The organism is Lacinutrix sp. Bg11-31, assembly GCF_002831665.1.
Classification (GTDB): Bacteria; Bacteroidota; Bacteroidia; order Flavobacteriales; family Flavobacteriaceae; genus Lacinutrix.
This window is the reverse complement of sequence record NZ_CP025118.1, coordinates 388,992-407,744: the sequence shown is the minus strand read 5'-3', so window position 1 is coordinate 407,744 and position 18,753 is coordinate 388,992. Positions and strand designations below refer to the sequence as shown.

At 31.6% G+C, this 18,753-nt stretch carries 19 protein-coding genes; 13 read left to right on the top strand and 6 right to left on the bottom strand.

Translation table 11 applies throughout. The annotated features are described in order from the left end of the window. Positions 1–1,302: 1,302 nt before the first annotated feature. Positions 1,303–2,583 carry an NAD(P)/FAD-dependent oxidoreductase gene (locus CW733_RS01850; RefSeq protein WP_100995155.1) on the bottom strand — a complete coding sequence of 427 codons (1,281 nt, stop codon included), beginning with the start codon at positions 2,581–2,583 and terminating at the stop codon, positions 1,303–1,305. Positions 2,584–3,471: 888 nt separating this feature from the next. Here CW733_RS01850 and CW733_RS01845 point away from each other — a divergent pair. The 5 genes from CW733_RS01845 to CW733_RS01825 all read left to right on the top strand — a co-directional run bounded on the left by CW733_RS01845 (position 3,472) and on the right by CW733_RS01825 (position 6,264). After that, the gene (locus tag CW733_RS01845) at positions 3,472–4,155 is read left to right on the top strand and encodes a lysoplasmalogenase (RefSeq protein WP_100995153.1); all 684 of its coding nucleotides are present in this window, start codon (positions 3,472–3,474) and stop codon (positions 4,153–4,155) included. Positions 4,156–4,456: 301 nt separating this feature from the next. Then, entirely contained in the window at positions 4,457–4,951 is a 495-nt protein-coding gene (locus CW733_RS01840) for an RNA polymerase sigma factor (RefSeq protein ID WP_100995151.1), read from the top strand. 2 nt (positions 4,952–4,953) lie between these two features. Beyond that, entirely contained in the window at positions 4,954–5,586 is a 633-nt protein-coding gene (locus tag CW733_RS01835; RefSeq protein ID WP_100995149.1) for a hypothetical protein, read from the top strand. Between the two features lie 2 nt (positions 5,587–5,588). Then, positions 5,589–6,062, top strand: a complete 474-nt coding sequence (locus CW733_RS01830) for a hypothetical protein (protein WP_100995147.1) — start codon at positions 5,589–5,591, stop codon at positions 6,060–6,062. 19 nt (positions 6,063–6,081) lie between these two features. Further along, positions 6,082–6,264 carry a hypothetical protein gene (locus CW733_RS01825; RefSeq protein ID WP_100995145.1) on the top strand — a complete coding sequence of 61 codons (183 nt, stop codon included), beginning with the start codon at positions 6,082–6,084 and terminating at the stop codon, positions 6,262–6,264. A gap of 182 nt (positions 6,265–6,446) precedes the next feature. Here the strand turns inward: CW733_RS01825 and CW733_RS01820 are convergent, their stop codons facing one another. Together CW733_RS01820 and CW733_RS01815 are read right to left on the bottom strand one after the other, a co-directional pair. Further along, the gene (locus CW733_RS01820; RefSeq protein ID WP_100995143.1) at positions 6,447–7,253 is read right to left on the bottom strand and encodes a 1-acyl-sn-glycerol-3-phosphate acyltransferase; all 807 of its coding nucleotides are present in this window, start codon (positions 7,251–7,253) and stop codon (positions 6,447–6,449) included. Between the two features lie 45 nt (positions 7,254–7,298). After that, positions 7,299–7,940, bottom strand: a complete 642-nt coding sequence (locus CW733_RS01815; protein WP_100995141.1) for a CoA pyrophosphatase — start codon at positions 7,938–7,940, stop codon at positions 7,299–7,301. A 2-nt stretch (positions 7,941–7,942) separates the two neighbouring features. Here CW733_RS01815 and CW733_RS01810 point away from each other — a divergent pair, with 2 nt between their 5' ends. Next, positions 7,943–8,659: a peptidylprolyl isomerase gene (locus CW733_RS01810; RefSeq protein ID WP_100995139.1), complete on the top strand. Its 717-nt coding sequence runs from the start codon at positions 7,943–7,945 to the stop codon at positions 8,657–8,659. A 98-nt stretch (positions 8,660–8,757) separates the two neighbouring features. Here CW733_RS01810 and CW733_RS01805 read toward each other — a convergent pair whose 3' ends face one another. From CW733_RS01805 to CW733_RS01795, 3 genes are all read right to left on the bottom strand, one after another. Next, positions 8,758–9,357, bottom strand: coding sequence for a trimeric intracellular cation channel family protein (locus tag CW733_RS01805; protein WP_100995137.1), 600 nt, complete (start codon positions 9,355–9,357; stop codon positions 8,758–8,760). 127 nt (positions 9,358–9,484) lie between these two features. Beyond that, entirely contained in the window at positions 9,485–9,937 is a 453-nt protein-coding gene (locus tag CW733_RS01800) for a DUF1569 domain-containing protein (RefSeq protein ID WP_100995135.1), read from the bottom strand. Positions 9,938–10,286: 349 nt separating this feature from the next. After that, positions 10,287–11,012, bottom strand: a complete 726-nt coding sequence (locus tag CW733_RS01795) for an RDD family protein (protein ID WP_100995133.1) — start codon at positions 11,010–11,012, stop codon at positions 10,287–10,289. Positions 11,013–11,047: 35 nt separating this feature from the next. On the opposite strand from CW733_RS01795, the gene CW733_RS01790 reads away from it, so the two are divergent. The 7 genes from CW733_RS01790 to CW733_RS01760 all read left to right on the top strand — a co-directional run bounded on the left by CW733_RS01790 (position 11,048) and on the right by CW733_RS01760 (position 18,673). Further along, complete coding sequence (locus tag CW733_RS01790) at positions 11,048–12,010, top strand: stage II sporulation protein M (RefSeq protein ID WP_100995131.1); 963 nt, start codon at positions 11,048–11,050, stop codon at positions 12,008–12,010. Next, the gene (locus CW733_RS01785) at positions 12,007–12,930 is read left to right on the top strand and encodes a hypothetical protein (RefSeq protein WP_100995129.1); all 924 of its coding nucleotides are present in this window, start codon (positions 12,007–12,009) and stop codon (positions 12,928–12,930) included. Before CW733_RS01790 ends, CW733_RS01785 begins: the two co-directional genes overlap by 4 nt. Beyond that, complete coding sequence (locus tag CW733_RS01780) at positions 12,923–13,642, top strand: hypothetical protein (RefSeq protein WP_100995128.1); 720 nt, start codon at positions 12,923–12,925, stop codon at positions 13,640–13,642. Before CW733_RS01785 ends, CW733_RS01780 begins: the two co-directional genes overlap by 8 nt. Next, the gene (locus CW733_RS01775; protein WP_100995126.1) at positions 13,635–14,831 is read left to right on the top strand and encodes a DUF4350 domain-containing protein; all 1,197 of its coding nucleotides are present in this window, start codon (positions 13,635–13,637) and stop codon (positions 14,829–14,831) included. The genes CW733_RS01780 and CW733_RS01775 overlap by 8 nt, the downstream gene beginning before the upstream one ends. Next, positions 14,832–15,899 carry a MoxR family ATPase gene (locus tag CW733_RS01770; RefSeq protein ID WP_100995124.1) on the top strand — a complete coding sequence of 356 codons (1,068 nt, stop codon included), beginning with the start codon at positions 14,832–14,834 and terminating at the stop codon, positions 15,897–15,899. Between the two features lie 77 nt (positions 15,900–15,976). Further along, the gene (locus CW733_RS01765; protein WP_198520095.1) at positions 15,977–17,230 is read left to right on the top strand and encodes a DUF58 domain-containing protein; all 1,254 of its coding nucleotides are present in this window, start codon (positions 15,977–15,979) and stop codon (positions 17,228–17,230) included. A 123-nt stretch (positions 17,231–17,353) separates the two neighbouring features. Then, on the top strand, positions 17,354–18,673 hold the full coding sequence (locus CW733_RS01760) for an OmpA family protein (protein ID WP_100995120.1): 1,320 nt from the start codon (positions 17,354–17,356) through the stop codon (positions 18,671–18,673). Positions 18,674–18,753: the final 80 nt, after the last annotated feature.

Here is an 18,753-nt window from a genome sequence, read left to right as displayed (position 1 = left end):
GCCTGCGCAGGAATGACAATGTGGTTGAATAGATTTTAGCATCGCGAAATGTAGGTGTTGGATTTTTGGATTACTCGATTATTAGATTAGTTCGATAACTCGACTGGTTGGATTCTTGGATTGTTGGATTGTTGGATTCTTGGATTAGCTCAATTCCGCAACACTGTCATTCCTGCGAAGGCAGGAATCTACTTTGTGTATTCAATACTTGTGGGTTCCTGCCTGCGCAGGAATGACAATGTGGTTGAATAGATTTTAGCGTCGCGAAATGTAAGTGTTGGATTTTTGGATTACTCGATTATTAGATTAGTTCGATAACTCGACTGGTTGGATTCTTGGATTGTTGGATTCTTTGATTAGCTCGATTCCGCAATACTGTCATTCCTGCGAAGGCAGGAATCCACTTTGTGGGTTAAATACTTATGGGTTCCTGCCTGCGCAGGAATGACAATGTGGTTGAATAGACTTTAGCGTCGCGAAATGTAGGTATTGGAATTTTGGATTACTCGATTATTAGATTAGTTCGATTCCGCAACACTGTCATTCCTGCGAAGGCAGGAATCTACTTTGTGTATTCAATACTTGTGGGTTCCTGCCTGCGCAGGAATGACAATGTGGTTGAATAGACTTTAGCGTCGTGAAATGTAGGTATTGGAATTTTGGATTACTCGATTATTAGATTAGTTCGACAACTCGACTGGTTGGATTGTTGGATTGTTGGATTATTTGATTAGCTCGATTCCGCAATACTGTCATTCCTGCGAAGGCAGGAATCTACTTTGTGGGTTAAATACTTATGGGTTCCTGCCTGCGCAGGAATGACAATGTGGTTGAATAGACTTTAGCGTCGCGAAATGTAGGTGTTGGATTTTTGGATTACTCGATTATTAGATTAGTTCGATAACTCGATTGGTTGGATTCTTGGATTGTTGGATTCTTTGATTAGCTCGATTCCGCAATACTGTCATTCCTGCGAAGGCAGGAATCTACTTTGTGGGCTCAATACTTATGGATTCCTGCCTGCGCAGGAATGACAATGTGGTTGAATAGATTTTAGCATCGCGAAATGTAGGTGTTGGATTTTTGGATTACTCGATTATTAGATTAGCCCGATTCCGCAATACTGTAATTCCTGCGAAGGCAGGAATCTACTTTGTTTTTAGAATACTTGTGGGTTCCTGCCTGCGCAGGAATGACAAATTGTAGAAATAACAAAAACGTTCTCTAAATAATATTAGAGATAAATTAAAGAGATTGCCGCGCTTTTTTTCTATTGAAAAAGCGCGCAATAACAGTAACGTTTTACTTTTTAGATTTATGATAAGGTCTAATAATAAGTCTGGCTGCTTTATCGAAATTAATATAATTGTAACTCCAATTAAAAAACACAATCACTCTGTTTCTAAAACCTACAAGTGACATTAAGTGTACAAACATCCAAACAAACCAAGCAAAAAAGCCTGCAAATTTATAATGCTTTAAATCTACAACAGCTTTATTTCTACCAACTGTAGCCATAGAACCTTTATCGTTATAGGTAAACGCTTTAAGTGGTTTTTTATCTATAAGCTTTAGTATGTTTTTACCTAATAGTTTTCCTTGTTGTATTGCTGGTTGTGCTACTTGTGGATGTCCTTTTGGGAAAGCTTCGGTTTCCATTAATGCAATATCGCCAAGTGCGAAAATAGAATCGTAACCTTCTACTTGGTTATATCTATTTACTTTATAACGGTTAGAATGTTTCATTACCACTTTTGCATCAAGACCTTTTACTGGTCGTCCTGTTACTCCTGCTGCCCAAATTAAGGTTTCGGACTGTAAAACTAAATCTGAATTTGTGGTTACCGTTTTGCCATCGTAATCTTTTACAAACGTGTTACAATGTACTTTTACGCCTAATTCTTGCAGAAACTGTTCTGCTTTTTTTGAAGCATGTTCACTCATTGGTGGTAACACTCTTGCATTACCTTCCAGCAAATGTATTTGCATTCTATTGGCATCAATATCTTTATAATCTCTTGGTAAAATGTGGTTTTTAAGTTCTGCAATTGCTCCTGCAAGCTCTACTCCTGTTGGTCCACCTCCAACTATCACAAAATTTAGTAATGCTTCGCGATCGGTTTTATTATTACTTACTGCTGCACTTTCAAAATTTTGAAGTATTAAACTACGAATATTAAGTGCTTGTGGCACTTTTTTCATTGGCATACTATGCGCTTGAATAGCTTTATTACCAAAGTAATTTGTTTTGGTTCCTGTAGCTAATATTAAATAATCGAATGTAAGACTACCAATATCTGTATGGATTTCCTTTTTATCGGCATCTATTTGCTCTACTTCTGTTAAGCGGAAATAGGTATGCTTATGGTTTTTTATAATTTTTCTAAGTGGATAAGCTATAGAATCTGGTTCTAATCCTGCCGAAGACACTTGATATAATAAGGGTTGAAAGGTGTGGTAATTCCGTTTGTCTATTAATACTACTTGTACATTTTTGTTTGCTAAAGATTTAGCCATACTTACACCTGCAAAACCACCACCAACAATAACGATTCTTGGTAATTTAGATTCTGGAATATTCATAGAAAAATAGTATTTAAATAGAGTACTCAAAGATACAATTTACTGTTTATAAAGGCTAATAATTAAAGGTTAAACAAATGGTTAAGTAGATTGTTCGATTTTTGGATTAGCTCGGTTATACTCGTCATTGCGAGGAGAGACGAATGAACGACGTGGCAAACTTTTGTTGAATTATTAGTTTTTTTGGATTGTTTGATTGTTGGATTCCGAGATGCTGTCATTCCTGCGAAGGCAGGAATCTACTTTGTTTTAGTATACTTGTGGATTCCTGCCTTCGCAGGAATGACAATGTGGTTGGATAGATTTTAGCGTGATGAATTATTAGTATTGAATTAGTTTATGGATGGATATAATCGAATTTTGGATTTTTGGGTTCTTGGATTAGCTCGATTCTACTTGTCATTGCGAGGAGAGACGAAGGAACGACGTGGCAAACTTTTGTTGAATTATTAGTTTTTTTGGATTGTTTGATTTTTGGATTCCGCGATGCTGTCATTCCTGCGAAGGCAGGAATCTACTTTGTGGATTCAATACTTGTGGATTCCTGCCTTCGCAGGAATGACAATGTGGTTGGATAGACATTAGCGTGATGAATTGTTAATATTGAATTAGTTGATGAATGCATATAATCGATTATTGGATTACTCGACTTGTTGGATTAGCACAATTTCACTTGTCATTGCGAGGAGAGACGAAGGAACGACGTGGCAATCTTTTGTTGAATTATTAGTTTTTTTTTGGATTGTTCGATTGTTCGATTCCGCAATACTGTCATTCCTGCGAAGGCAGGAATCTAAGTTGTTTTAGTATGCTTGTGGATTCCTAACTTGCGCAGGAATAACAAAGCATTTTAAATTACATACTTTTACATAACTCAAACCAACTTTAATGAAACCAACCTCAACGTTTTCCTTTTACATTCTATTTGCCATTATTGTTTTATTTGAAACACTACTTGCTAGCTGGCTAGATTTAAACTGGATACATTACATATCCAAACCTCTTGTTGTTATAAGTCTTATTATTTTCTTTTTACTAAATAGCAAACACCTTAAAAAAAACATTAGAATGCTAACGCTTCTGGCATTGGTGTTTTCGTTATTAGGTGATGTACTTTTACTTTTTGTAAGTGAATCTGAATATTTTTTTATCTCTGGTCTCATTGCTTTTTTAATAGCTCATATTTTCTATTGTGTGGTGTTTTTAAAACATAGAGATAAAAGTAAAAAGCCTTATGGTTTTATTGCCTTACTTTTAATTTATGCTTTTGGAATATTTTGGTTTCTAAATTCTGGTTTGAACGATTTATTGATTCCTGTAATTTTATACATGCTTGTTATTTTAGCAATGGCTACTTCGGCATTTTTAAGACACCAAAAAGTTGGTGCTAAAAGTTATAATTTGGTGTTTTATGGCGCGTTGGTTTTTATGATTTCGGATAGTCTTTTAGCACTTAATAAGTTTTACTTACCGTTTTCTTTAGCAGATTTTGGTATTATGTTTACTTATGCTTTAGCACAATTACTTATAGTTAAAGGGCTAATAATACAAAGTGATAAAAGCGTACTATAGAGATTAACTATAGTAGATGCTAAAAACAAACAAATGAGTGATTTAAAAATTTTATATAAAGTATTAATTTAAGAACAAATCTTGAATTTAAACCGCTTTGCGTTAGGGATTACTCGTTCATTCTTATTTGATAAATAAAAACTCATGATTGCTTCGCAGTTGAAGCGGCATCCTTTTGTTTTTTTAGACAAAAGATATAGCGTAAAGCCCGACCTTTAGGTAACGCCAAAAAAATTAATATTGCAATTAATGTAACATATCTTATTTTTACACTACTTATATAGTAACCTAACCAAAAACATTGAATAAAGAACTCGAACATAGTTTTGTAGAATTACTGGAAAAACACCAGAACATCGTGCATAAAGTCTGTAGATTATACACCAATAACTACGATGCGCATAACGACTTGTTCCAGGAAATTACCATACAATTATGGAAGGCTTACCCGAAATTTCGTGGTGATGCTAAGTTTAGTACTTGGATGTATCGCGTTGGTTTAAATACAGCTATTACATTATATAGAAAGTCTAAACGAACGATTAACACTACGCAGTTTGATACTGTGCAGTTTAAAATTAAGGCTGAGGATTATGATGATACCGAGGAGCAGCAATTAAAGCTATTGTATAGTGCTGTACACCAATTAAATGATATTGAAAAAGCGCTTGTTTTCCTTTATTTGGAAGATAAGAATTATAAAGAAATTAGTGAAACAATGGGTATTAGCGAAGTGAATGCTAGAGTGAAGATGAATAGAGTGAAAAATAAGTTAAGAACCATTTTAAATCCGTAATTATGGATGAATTAGAATTATTAAAAAAACACTGGCAAAGTGATACCGTTGAAGAGAAACAATTAAGCTCTAAAGACTTGTACCCTATGCTTTGGAAAAAATCGTCTTCGATTGTTAAGACTTTATTTTATATAAGTATTGCAGAATTAATATTTTGGGTAGCGATTACTTTTCTACCAAAATTATCTACTTCTTACAGAGAACAAGTAGAATCTACGCACATTAACGAAACCTTGTTAACGACTTTAACTATTATAAGTTTTGTTGTTATACTGCTATTTATATACCTTCTCTACAAGGCGTACAAAAGTATTTCTGTTACGGATAATGCAAAGAAACTAATGGAAAGTATTCTTAGCACCAGGAAAGTGATAAAGTATTATGTTGGCTACAATTTAGTTATGGCATTTGTATCTATGATTTTAGGCTCCTACTACGCAACCCAAACAGATCCTAAAGTAGCCGAATTAATGACAAAATCTGATACCAGTGGAAAGCTTTTAGTTGCTGGCTTAATAATAGTGATCACAGTTATTTTTGTGGGCTTAATTTGGTTATTTTACAAACTACTTTATGGTATCTTAATGAAACGTTTAAATCGTAATTATAAAGAATTAAAAAAATTAGAAGTTTAAATATGAAAATTGAAGAAGCCATATTATTTTTTGAAGGTCTAAAGACTATGAACAGTTCTAAAAAAGAATTAAAAACCTACACTAGTTTTATCGCTGTGCTTACAGATATAAAAAGCAGAGCAATATCTGATGAAGATTTTTTAGCCATTGAAACCGAGTTAACAGCTTTAAAAATTAAAGAAAATGCTAATGACGCTAAAATATTAGGCAAAAAAAAATGCAACTTTATTGCATTTGTAAAAAAGAAACTTTCTTTAATTTCTGAAGGACAACATATGAGTAATGGCATGGCTTTAGGCATGTCTATTGGTCTATCTCTTGGTATGTCTATTGGCATTGCTTTTGGCAAAAATAATGGTATGGCTCTAGGTATGAACTTTGGAATGTTAATAGGAATGGGTATTGGTATGGCCATTGGAACAGCCAAAGACAAAGAGGCTAAAAAAGCTGGTAACGTATTAAGTACTAAAGGTTAATTTAAAACGTATAAATAGTATGAAAACTCAAGAAAACGAATTCTTTATTGATAAAATTATAACCAAATACCAATCTTTATCTAAAAAAGAAAAATCTAATATTAACTTATGCTTAGCATTAATTTTTACTGTTTTTATTATTGGACAGTTATATAATGGAGGTGAAGTATTTGGAGCGTTTTTATACAATATTAGTCACTAATACTATTTTAAAAACTTAAACCGTTATTGCTATTAAAGGTTCTAGAATGACTTGAAATTTTCTTAATTCTTTTTCTAATACAAACTTAGCTTGCTTGATGAGATGGCTTCCTTCCCTCGCAATGACATAGCGTTTTGTTTTTACTGAGACTGTAAACTGTTTATTTTAAAACTGTTTACTAATTAACTATCCAACCACTCACGCTTCTTATTTAACTCTTCTTGAGCCAATAATTCTTCCTGCGGAATTACTTTTAAAAATGAAGGATGCTGCTCGATAGCATATTCTATTTTCTCTACAATACTATCTATAGATTCGTTTTCGTAATCAATATCTAAAGGTTTTTTAATTTCGAAAGTTTGATATACATTTTTCTTTTTTATGTACAGTCCTTTTTTATCGAAAGAACGTCTAAATCCATCTATTACAATAGGTACAACAATTGGTTTGTAGCGTTTTATAATATGCGCTGTTCCTTTACGAATAGGCTTAAATGGAGTTGTTGTGCCTTGCGGAAATGTAATTACCCAACCATCGTCTAAAGCTTTTGAAATGGCAGAAATATCACTCATTTTTACTTGCCTGTTTACATTTTCGCCCTTGCTTCTCCATGTACGTTCTATACTAATAGATCCTGTATAAGCAAATATTTTAGGTAGTAGACCAGATTTCATAGTCTCTTTGGCTGCAACGTAATACAAGTTTAATTTTGGATTCCATAGGTAACCAACATTTTTAATAGAATCTCCTCTATTACTTAAACTCGCATTAAACACATGAAACATTGAGAATACATCTGCAAAGTACGTTTGATGATTAGAGATAAAAAGGACGTTAGTATCTGGTAAGTTTTTTATAATTTCAGAACCTTCAATCTGTAGATTATTAAAACCACGAAAGCGCCTGTGAGATAATACTCCAAGGAGTCTAATAAGCCACTTTTTTAAAAATAATATATGTCCGAAAGGATTTCGTTTAAATAAACCCATAATTTTTTTATAGTTTTTAGGATTAACAAATGTAGCGAAATACAACTATTTAAAGCTAGCCTTTAACAAGTCTTTCACTTCACTAAGCATCATAGCTGTTGCTCCCCAAACTAAATGATTATTCAAACGATAAGCTGGAACACTCACCTTTAAGCCATTAGCTAGCGTAACTGTTTTGGTTGTTATTATTTTTTCATCTAAAAAATCGCTTAGTTTTACTTCTAAAAGCGCCTCTACTTCTGTGTTTTGTTTTATAAATTCGGGCGTTTTGTCTACAATCCCAATAAATGGTTTCACATAAAAATTACTTGGCGGAATATACATTTGGGTTAATTCTTTTAAAACAGTAATGGTATTTTGCTCTACTCCTATTTCTTCTTCGGTTTCACGTAAAGCCGCTTGTTTATTGGTTTCGTTAGCTTCTAGTTTACCTCCTGGAAATCCTACTTGTGCAGAATGTACTCCTTTATAAGTTTTTCTTAAAATTAAAATAAGGTAAGTTTCACCTTCTGCATTTGGATAAAACAATGCCATAACAGCACTTTTTCTTGCATTCGCTATTCTTTTAGCTTGTAGCTTTATTAAATCTGCTCTATAAGGAGGCGACATTTTAAACTGTGAAGTTTCGGCTGGCAGTGGTAAATTCTCTATTTTTACAATAGATTTTAAAAACGATTCAAATTTCATTTATGAGAGTACTTTTAATACTTAGTTTTTTACTTTTATTTAATTGTGAAGATAAACAAACTAAACCTAAACCTGTTGAGAAAAAAGTTGTAAAAATCGATACTATTATACCAAAAGCAGAAGAAATAGTAATAGAAATAGACAGTTCTAAACTTACATTAGAAGAACGTTATCTTCCTTTAAACGATGATAATGCCATGGATTTCTTTGCAGAATATGGCAAAATTAATAAAGAAAATAAAGTACGTATTTATACCCAATATGGTAATATAGATTTAGAGCTATTTAACAATGTGCAATACCATAGAGCAAATTTTATCTTTCTTACAAAAAACAAGGCTTTCGATGGTACGCAGTTTCATCGTGTGGTAAAAAACTTTGTAATTCAAGGAGGCAATAGCGATGAGCCTGAAGTTTTAAAAAAACGCAGAAAAATGGGCCGTTATCTTTTACCTCCAGATGTTAGACATGGTTACAAACACAAACGTGGTGTGATTTCCATACCTAGTGGAGAAATTAAAAATGCTTACAAATTAGCATCTCCTTTCGAGTTTTTTATTACACAAAGTAATCAGTTTCATTTGGATGGAGAATACACCGCTTTTGGACGTGTAACTAGTGGTATGGAAGTGGTAGATAAAATAGCAGAACAAGAAGTTGATGGAGGACATTGGCCAATGCATAATATCTATATTGATAAGGTTGTGGTAATTGATTAGAAATCAGTATTTAGTATGCAGTGCTCAGATACCGTTTTTAGTTAAAGAACTAAAAGCAAGTCCAAAACAGTATCATTTCCTTCAAGAAAAGAGAAAAACTATCGATACAAACTTGGCAACCTCAACTTAAACTTTACAGCTAAAATACGTATTACTATAACTACCAAACCTGCAATTATAAATACCAGATTACCTTCTATTGGTAAGCGTTTAATAATAAAGTAAACAATACCTCCAATAATACAGGCTGTTGCGTACACTTCTTTTCTAAAAATTACAGGAATTTCATTACATAAAATATCACGAATTACACCTCCAAAACAAGCAGACATTGTACCTAAAGCAATACAAATAATTGGGTGTAAACCTGCATTAATACCTTTCTCTATTCCAACTACTGTGTACAAACCAATTCCAATAGTATCGAATAAGAATAGTGACTTACGTAGGTAATCGATTTTAGTTTTAAAAATAACTGCTAGAATTGTTGATGCTAATACCACGTAAACAAAGGTCATATCCTTCATCCAACTTACTGGTGTTTCTCCAATTAGCACATCGCGTAATGTACCACCTCCAACTGCTGTTACAAATGCAATAATGAGAACACCAAAGGCATCCATTCTTTTGTTAAGTGCAACTAATACACCAGAAATGGAGAATGCAAAGGTTCCTAATATGTCGATAAAATAGAACATTGACTATTTGAATTGTTGAATTGTTGAATTGTTGAATTGTTGAATTGCTGAATTGCTGAATTGCTGAATTGCTGAATTGCTGAATTGCTGAATTGCTGAATTGCTGAATTAAATAAAGAATTTATTTCTAGACTCCAAACTGTGTTAAATGATGATCTAAATGCTTGTAGAAAGAGTTATTCCATTCTGTTGCAGTTAATTTCCCAAAAGAATGAGATTCTTTACCTTCAAAATAATCTTCGCCTAACTCTTGAGTTTTTATTATAAAATCTACCAATCGTTTTTTTTCTATTTCAAAATCTCTAGTATCTGCAATTATAAATTGAGGTGCTGTTCTTCCGTTTTTAGAATAAGGCTTTTCGTTTACAACTGCTTTTTTTACAAACAGTTTTAACATTGTTCTCACCAATGCATTAGGCTTGGGATGCTTATCTGTATAAACCATTTCGTAAGCGACACAACAATGTGCTAACATTTGCGAAACATTCATTTTTCCCCAATTTGGTTGTGTAGTAGCTGTTAAAGCTTCAATTTTAGTAACGACTTCGTTAGTGATTTCTTTATTAAAAATATTTTTCATTTTATATATCCTTTTTAATGTGATTTATTCACCTTTTTAATAAAGTGAAGTCTGATTCTTTGAGTTCCAAAAAATAAATTTTGGATAAGCAATTTGTTCAATATTTCAGAAAAACAAAAGTATTAATTTTCCTTTTAACAGATACCAAAATAATTTCGATTTAAGCAATTCACTCAAATTTTACAAAAGAGTAAAATCTGGTTCTCTGAGATACTTCGTTTACACTCTGCATAAGCGATTCACTCAAATTTTACAAAAAAGTAAAATCTGGTTCTCTGAGATACTTCGTTTACACTCTGCATAAGCGATTCACTCAGTTTTTACAAAAAAGTAAAATCTGGTTCTCTGCTTACATGTTTTGGGTGTAATAATTATAATCTTTTAAAATGGTTTCAACAAAATCCTTATCGTACATTTTACTTTCAATATTTAAAATTTCGCAAATTTTATTTCTTAAAATAATAAACGTTTTATAATCGTTCGCTTTTTTAGCAATATTAAAAGTCTCTTTAATTATTCTAACATCTTTATCTTTTAACTGCGTAACGTTTGTAAACACAGGTTGATAATCTTCAACTAAATCTTCTAAAATGGTGCTCGAAATTTTATGTTTATTTTTAGTGGAAATAACCACAGTTCCTGCAGCTGCATCTCCAATACGTTGTTTTTTTTCAGAAAATAAAATACTTAAAGTCCCTATAGATCCAAAAAACATCCAGATATCTATTAAACGCAACATCCAACGTACAAATAAATTATACCATTGCGTAGGCGAACCATCAAGACGCACAACTTTAATTTTCATTATCATTTTACCAATGGTTTTTCCATCGAAAATAATATGACATAATACAGAATAGAACAAAGCTGGTAATGTAATTAAGCCTAACAAACCTCGTTTTCCCCAATCATCAATTTCGAAAATATCTGAAAGAGACACTAGGTTTTCCATTATAGATATATAGGTAAACAGAATAATTCCGTCTATTAAAAAAGCAAGCAGCCTTTCTCCTAGCCCAATAAGTTTGTAATCTAAGTTTACATTTTGCGCAGTGTTAATTGCTAAATTGCTCATGGAAATGTATATTCGTTAAAATAATTATTGATAATATGCGTGAGGCATCTTTTGTGAAGCAAAATAAGGAAAAATGGATTGCATTTGAAAAATCATTGCATAATAATATTAAAATAAATCCAGACACCTTAGCTTCATATTATATTCAGCTAACAAACGATTTGGCTTATGCACAAACGTATTATCCTGAGAGTAAAACGTTATCCTACTTAAATTCGTTAGCTTCACAAGCACATCAAAAAATTTATATCACAAAAAAAGAAACAAGCAATAAAATTGTTTCCTTTTGGAAATACGAGTTTCCTTTGTTTTTTAAACAATACCATAAAACCTTATTATATACCTTTTTGTTTTTTATGGCAGCTGTAGTTATTGGAGCTGTTTCAACTCTAAACGACGATAGTTTTGTTCGCCTAATTTTAGGCGATGCTTATGTTAACATGACCATTGAAAACATAGAAAAAGGCGAACCAATGGCTGTTTATAAAAGCAGCGGAGAAATTGGGATGTTTTTAGGTATTACAATTAACAATATACGTGTAGGTATTTTTGCTTTTGCAATGGGTATTTTATTTAGCGTAGGTACTATTTATGTATTGTTTAGTAATGGTATTATGCTTGGCGCTTTTATTACTTTTTTCTACAATCATGGTGTTCTAGAAAAAACCTCTACTGTTTGGCTTCATGGTACTATTGAAATTTCTGTAATAGTAATTGCAGGATGTGCAGGACTTGTAATGGGAAATAGCTTTTTATTCCCAAAAACATATTCCAGACGTGTTTCCTTTATGAAAGGTGCTAAAGATGGTTTAAAAATAATGGTAAGTACTTTTCCGTTTTTTATAATTGCTGGTTTTATTGAAGGCTTTATAACAAGGTATGGAGATAATATGCATTGGGTAATTTCTTATAGTATTATCTTAGCTTCAGTAGCATTAATTAGCTATTACTATATTTTTTATCCTATTTTGCTTAACCGAAAACTAAAACTTAATTGAAAACAAAATATATAGAATTACGTACCAGAAGTTCTTTTGGTGCAATTATAGACAGCTACTTTTCTTTCCTTAAATACAATTTTAAAGATTACATAAATTTGTATTTAAGATACAATGCATTAAGCGTTATTTTTGTGTTATTATCTAGCTACCTTTTAGTTACTGGCTTTATGGGTTTAGCAAGTAGAGATTTTAGATTTGGAATGGGAAGCGACACAACCGAAACTCAATTATATCTAGGACTTGGAGCTATATTACTTGCTTTAATTTACTTTATCACTGCCTTAATTAACTACAGTTTTTCTAGCGCATACATTACCCAATATGTTAAAACTGGTGGAAACCAAAACTCTAAAGATATTTGGGATAGTATAAAAATTAACATTGGAAATATATTTTTATTTATTCTTTTAGGCATACTAATTTATATTGGATATTTTATTGTGTCCTTAGTACTTGCCTTTATTCCTATTGTTGGTACATTAGTACAATATGCTATTAGTTTTATCCTTTCTGCTATGTTCGGAATAGCATTTATGGCTATTTTTTCGAATAACCTATCTACAATCGATGCTTTAAAAGAAGGTTGGGAATTCTCGATCAATAACTTCTTAAAAGTAATAGGTTATAGCTTTGTAATTGGTGTTTTAAACTTAATGATTACTGCTTTAATATTAGCAATTCCAGGTTTTATACTTTCTATTTATATCTATTTTTCTGCGGAAAGCAATATCGATATTTTAACCAGTAATTTTGCTAGTATATTATTTACAATTTCATTCGCTATATTCCTTTTGTCGTTTATTTTCTCGCAAGCACTATCACAATTAGCTTACGGAGTGCTATTCTACAATTTGCATGAAGAAAAGTACAACACTTTTTTACAAAGTAAAATCGATTTGATTGGTAAAGATGAATAAAGCTTTAAAAATCACATATCTGCTATGCTTAGCTTTTTTTAGTTTCACATCTGTAAACGCGCAGGAGCTTGAAATAAAAAAAGACTCTTCTACTATAGATGTAACTTATTTTAAAGAGAACATAAAAGAACGTTATACTGGTAACGACTTTAATTACTCGATTAACGATACAGGTGGTGTTAATTTAATACAATCTGTTTTAAAAAAATTCTTTGGTTGGCTTCAAGATATCTTCGGAATAGATATAGATGTAAATTATAAATTTTTAGAATACATAGTCTATGCTCTTTTAGGTGTTGGTGCCTTGTTTTTACTTATTCGATTTTTAATGCAAACACCCATAAGCAATGTGTTTAAAAATGAATCTCGAACCATAGATTCTATTTATTTTACTGAAGACACTTTAACCGAAACTAATTTTGATAAGCTCACAAAAAAAGCAATTAAAAAAGGAGACTATAGACTTGCAACACGTTACCTTTATTTAAAATCTTTACAGCAACTCTCTAAAAAAGAGATAATAAAATGGAATTTCGATAAAACAAATAGCGAATATCTAACCGAAATAAAAAACAAAAACACGAAAGACTTATTTAAAAGAGCCTCTTACATTTACGATTATGTTTGGTATGGTGAGTTTTCTATAAACGAAGACAATTTCAACCAAAACCAAGCGCTTTTTAATCAATTAAACAATGCAACTAATGGATAAGCGTTCAAAAATAGCATTGTTTAGCATTGGCGCAATTATCTTGTTCATGATTATTGCCGAAATTGTAAAACCCAAAGCCTTAAGCTGGAGAGATTCTTACAACTCTCAAGACAAAATACCATTAGGCTGTTATGTATTATATAATGAATTAGAAACATTCTCTAGCAACGCTATTATTACCAATACAAAAGATTTTTATTCAAGTTCTAAGTCCTTAGATTCTACAAAAAAATCAACAGCTATTTTTATAAATAAAAACATCTCTTTTTATGGAGAAGAAGCAGATGCTATATTAAATTATGTAAGTCGTGGAAATACAGCATTAATTTCGACATCTAGTTTTTATGGTAAAATTGCAGATACATTAAACATTGAAACAGAAAACATTTACAGTAGTCTTATTAAAAAAGAAACAGAGCAAGACTTCACCAATCCTAGATTAGGAGATAACAAAACTACTTTTAAAGATGTAATCGAGAATAGTTATTTTACTTCAATAGACACTTTAAAAACCACTGTTTTAGGCACCGTTTACAATGAAGATTTTGATAAAGAAGAAATAAATTTTATTAAAGTGGAATTTGGAGAAAACAATGGTGCTTTCTTTATACACACAAATCCTTTTGCTTTTACTAATTATCATTTATTAAATAATAATGAAAATTATGCAGCAACCGTTTTATCTTACTTACCTAAAGGGCAAATAATTTGGGACGATTATTACAAATCTGGACGTAGAGTTATACAAAGTCCGTTGCGTTATATCTTATCGCAATCGCCTTTAAAATGGGCTTTCTATTTATCATTAATAACCTTAATAATTTTTGTGCTTTTTAAAAGCAAACGTACGCAACGTATTGTTCCTGTTATAGAACCACTAAAAAACACAACAGTAGAATTCACAAAAACTATTGGAGGTTTATATTTTCAGAATAATGAATACACTAATATTATAGATAAAAAAATCACCTTTTTCCTAGAAAATATTAGAACACAATACTATTTAAACACAACCAATTTAAATAGCGATTTTATAGAGAAACTTACGCTTAAATCGGATAAATCACCTACAGAGGTAAAAGCATTAATAGATTTAATAAAGTATTGCAAACAAAAGATAGTGCATACCGAAAATGATTTAATTGTTTTAAACACAAAATTTGAAGAATTTTTAAATAACGAGGACTAAATGGAAGATCAAAACAACCTAGAGAACCAAAATCTAGACGCTACAAATAACACGAATAACGAAGCTGAAGCTAACAACATTTTAGAAGCAAACACTAGCGAACAATTTAGTAGTCGAATAGATTTAGAACCATTACAAAAAGCTGTAGAAAGTGTAAAGCATGAGATTGGTAAAGTTATCGTTGGACAAAGTAACATGGTCGAATTGCTTATTATCTCTATTCTTGCCAATGGACATTCGCTTATAGAAGGTGTTCCTGGTGTTGCAAAAACAGTAACTGCAAAATTGCTAGCAAAAACCTTAGATGTAGATTTTAGTAGAATACAGTTTACACAAGATTTAATGCCAAGTGATATTCTTGGAACTTCAATTTTTAATGTAAAATCTCAAGATTTCGAATATAAAAAAGGACCTATTTTTTCTAATATTATTTTAATAGATGAAATAAATCGTGCGCCTGCAAAAACACAAGCTGCATTATTTGAAGTTATGGCAGAACGCCAAGTAACTATAGATGGTAATCGCTACATAATGGAAAAACCTTTTTTAGTTTTTGCTACACAAAACCCAATAGAGCAAGAAGGAACGTATAGACTTCCAGAAGCACAATTGGACCGTTTCTTATTTAAAATTGAAGTCGATTATCCGTCTTTAGAAGAAGAAATAGAGATCCTTGTTGGTAATCATAAAAGTAAAGATATTATCGATTTTGATAATATTACAAAGGTTTTAAATGCTGAAGAAATTGCAAAATACCAAGACATTGTTAAATCAATTCTTATTGAAGATCATTTAATAAAATACATTGCCTCTATAGTAAATAACACAAGAAATAATGCAAATCTTTATTTAGGAGCTTCACCAAGAGCCTCGATATCTATTATGAATGCTGCCAAAGCAAATGCAGCTATTAATGGTCGTGATTTTGTTACACCAGACGATATTAAACGCTGTACAAAAGCAGTATTAAAACACCGTTTAGTACTAACACCAGAACGCGAAATGGAAGGCTTTACAAATGCTAAAGTAATAGACCAGATTTTAGAAACTATAGAAATTCCGAGATAGTGAAATCATTTTTTAAAAATAGTTATTTAACCTCTCGATTTTTTTTAATCGTAGGAATTATTATTGCCCTATTTATTATGGCATATATTTTTCCTGGATTATTAAATATCATAAAAATGCTATTTTTTGTTTTTTGCGGATTAGTAATAGTAGATTTTATTATTCTTTTTAAACAAAAAGGAATTAATGCTACACGTCTACTACCTAATAAACTAAGTAATGGCGACGATAACGAGATTGCAATTACTATAGAAAATAATTATAATTTTAAAACTCATATTAAATTAATCGATGAGCTTCCGTTTCAATATCAAAAACGAGATTTTAATATTGATACTTCTGTAGAAAAACTTGAAAGCAAGAAAATAAAATACACGTTACGCCCACTAGAGCGTGGCGAATATCATTTTGGAAACCTTAACATCTATACCAATTCGCCTATAGGTTTAGTATCTAGACGTTTTAAATTTGGTAAAGATGAAATGGTGCCTAACTATCCTTCATTTTTACAATTAAGAAAGTATATGCTAATGGCATTTACTAATAAGCTTTCGGAATATGGTCTTAAAAAAATTAGACGTATTGGCCACACCATGGAGTTCGAGCAAATTAAAGATTATGTTCCTGGTGATGATATTAGAAATATTAATTGGAAAGCTACTGCAAAACGTAACCAGTTAATGGTTAACCAATTTCAAGACGAAAAATCCCAACCAGTATATTCTGTTATCGATAAAGGGCGTGTAATGCAAATGCCATTTGAAGGTTTAAGCCTTTTAGATTATGCTATAAATGCAACACTAGTAATTAGTAACATTGTATTAATGAAGCAGGATAAAGCTGGTATGTTTTCATTTTCAAGAAACGTTAGCAATAGAGTTGTTGCACAGCGCAGACCTTCTCAAATGAATACCATTTTAGAAACGTTGTATAATTTAGATACAGATTACGCAGAGTCGGATTTCTTAAGACTTTATATAGACGTTAAAAGAACTATTAACCAAAGAAGTTTACTTTTACTGTATACCAATTTTGAAACGCTTGATGCACTTCATAGGCAATTAGGCTATTTACAAGCTTTAGCTAAAAACCATTTATTAGTCGTTATCTTCTTTAAAAACACAGAACTAGATAAAATTACGACTAAAAAATCTAAAAATACTTTCGAAATTTTTGAAAAAACAATTGCAGAGAAATTCATTTACGAAAAAAAACTTATTGTAAACGAACTTCAAAAACATGGTATTTATTCTATTTTAACTACACCTCAAAATTTAACCGTAGATACCATTAACAAATACTTAGAAATTAAAGCCAGAGGATTATTATAAAAGGCACATTATTGCATTTTATCTTAGGTTTAAGCCCTTTTACCGCTAAAGTTTTATTTATTTTTTATTTTCTAATTTTTAGTATATCTTGCTATAGCTATTAATTAATTCAAATAAAACCCAATGAAATCATTTTGCTATTTCCTTATTGCAATTGTTTCAGCTTTAAGCTTTCAAACAGGAAACTCTCAAACTATAAATAGTCCTTGGACCACTAGTTTTGGACCAAATGCTATTAATAATCCTTTACGAGAACAAGAAGCTGGTTTAGATCGTTTTAAAACCTGGAACTTAAACGCTGCAGGTTTTAGACTATCTGCAGGACGTTTAATAAAAAATAAAATCACTTTTGAAGCTGTAGCATCACTTAATAGTTTAGAAGAAAATTATCCTACCGAAGAGACACTAAATCTAGAGTACTCATATATTTCTTTAGATGGTATGTTTAAATACCAACTTACAAATGGACTTAGCATTTTAGATCCTTACGCTACTATTGGTGGAGGATATACTTGGTTAGATACTATTGGAGCTGGTACAATTAATGCTGGTATTGGTACAAATATTTGGATTGGTACTTCTTTTGGGTTTAATGTTCAATCTACCTACAAACACGCTTTCGAAACTTACGGATTAAAACATTGGCAACATTCTTTAGGAATAATATTTAGATTTGGAGGAAAAGACACCGATAACGATGGAATAAACGATGATAAAGACGCATGTCCTGAGCTATTTGGAACCTTCGAAACCAATGGTTGCCCAGACACAGACAAAGATGGAGTTATAGATACCGAAGACCTTTGCCCAAATAATTTTGGACCAACAAATATGCGTGGTTGTCCAGATAGCGATGGTGATGGCACACCAGATAAATATGATAAATGTCCAGAAGTAAAAGGTGAAATTAATGATGATGGTTGTCCTGTTTTCGATACAGATAAAGATGGTGTAATAGACAGTAGAGATAAATGCCCTCAACAACCTGGACCTCCTCAAAATGCAGGCTGCCCAACGCAACAACAAGTACAGCAGAAAAACATAACACAACGTCAACAACAAATAGAACGTAATAATGCTATAAAACAACAAGTAACTAATGACCTAAAGACGCATGCGCAATCAATCGCGTTTAACAATGGTAAAGCCACTTTAACTAGTAGCGATATAACAGTATTAAATAATATAGCAAAAATTATGTTGTCTCAACCTAACATGAAATTTCATATCACTGGACACACTGATAATACAGGAAGCAACGAAACAAATTTATCTCTTTCAGAAAAAAGAGCTAGTAAAGCCAAAACATATTTAATTTCTAAAGGCGTAATTGCAAATAGTTTAACCTCTCAAGGCTATGGAGAAGACAATCCAATTGCAGATAATAGTACTGCTGATGGTAGGTTAAAAAATAGACGTATTGAGATTTATATTGTTAATTAAAATTGAAAGTTTATTTACTTGACTAATAAATATTTTAACTAGAGAAACAATAAAGGCGACCAAATGGTCGCCTTTATTGT

Excerpts from the sequence above, each read along its gene's own strand:
- CW733_RS01780 (WP_100995128.1), top strand. The coding sequence starts at position 12,923 with ATGAATAAAGCTTTAAAAATCACATATCTGCTATGCTTAGCTTTTTTT.
- CW733_RS01805 (WP_100995137.1), bottom strand. The coding sequence starts at position 9,357 with ATGTTCTATTTTATCGACATATTAGGAACCTTTGCATTCTCCATTTCT.
- CW733_RS01850 (WP_100995155.1), bottom strand. The coding sequence starts at position 2,583 with ATGAATATTCCAGAATCTAAATTACCAAGAATCGTTATTGTTGGTGGT.
- CW733_RS01815 (WP_100995141.1), bottom strand. The coding sequence starts at position 7,940 with ATGAAATTTGAATCGTTTTTAAAATCTATTGTAAAAATAGAGAATTTA.
- CW733_RS01765 (WP_198520095.1), top strand. The coding sequence starts at position 15,977 with ATGGCATATATTTTTCCTGGATTATTAAATATCATAAAAATGCTATTT.
- CW733_RS01845 (WP_100995153.1), top strand. The coding sequence starts at position 3,472 with ATGAAACCAACCTCAACGTTTTCCTTTTACATTCTATTTGCCATTATT.
- CW733_RS01790 (WP_100995131.1), top strand. The coding sequence starts at position 11,048 with ATGCGTGAGGCATCTTTTGTGAAGCAAAATAAGGAAAAATGGATTGCA.
- CW733_RS01835 (WP_100995149.1), top strand. The coding sequence starts at position 4,954 with ATGGATGAATTAGAATTATTAAAAAAACACTGGCAAAGTGATACCGTT.
- CW733_RS01810 (WP_100995139.1), top strand. The coding sequence starts at position 7,943 with ATGAGAGTACTTTTAATACTTAGTTTTTTACTTTTATTTAATTGTGAA.
- CW733_RS01770 (WP_100995124.1), top strand. The coding sequence starts at position 14,832 with ATGGAAGATCAAAACAACCTAGAGAACCAAAATCTAGACGCTACAAAT.
- CW733_RS01775 (WP_100995126.1), top strand. The coding sequence starts at position 13,635 with ATGGATAAGCGTTCAAAAATAGCATTGTTTAGCATTGGCGCAATTATC.
- CW733_RS01830 (WP_100995147.1), top strand. The coding sequence starts at position 5,589 with ATGAAAATTGAAGAAGCCATATTATTTTTTGAAGGTCTAAAGACTATG.
- CW733_RS01825 (WP_100995145.1), top strand. The coding sequence starts at position 6,082 with ATGAAAACTCAAGAAAACGAATTCTTTATTGATAAAATTATAACCAAA.
- CW733_RS01795 (WP_100995133.1), bottom strand. The coding sequence starts at position 11,012 with ATGAGCAATTTAGCAATTAACACTGCGCAAAATGTAAACTTAGATTAC.
- CW733_RS01760 (WP_100995120.1), top strand. The coding sequence starts at position 17,354 with ATGAAATCATTTTGCTATTTCCTTATTGCAATTGTTTCAGCTTTAAGC.
- CW733_RS01820 (WP_100995143.1), bottom strand. The coding sequence starts at position 7,253 with ATGGGTTTATTTAAACGAAATCCTTTCGGACATATATTATTTTTAAAA.
- CW733_RS01800 (WP_100995135.1), bottom strand. The coding sequence starts at position 9,937 with ATGAAAAATATTTTTAATAAAGAAATCACTAACGAAGTCGTTACTAAA.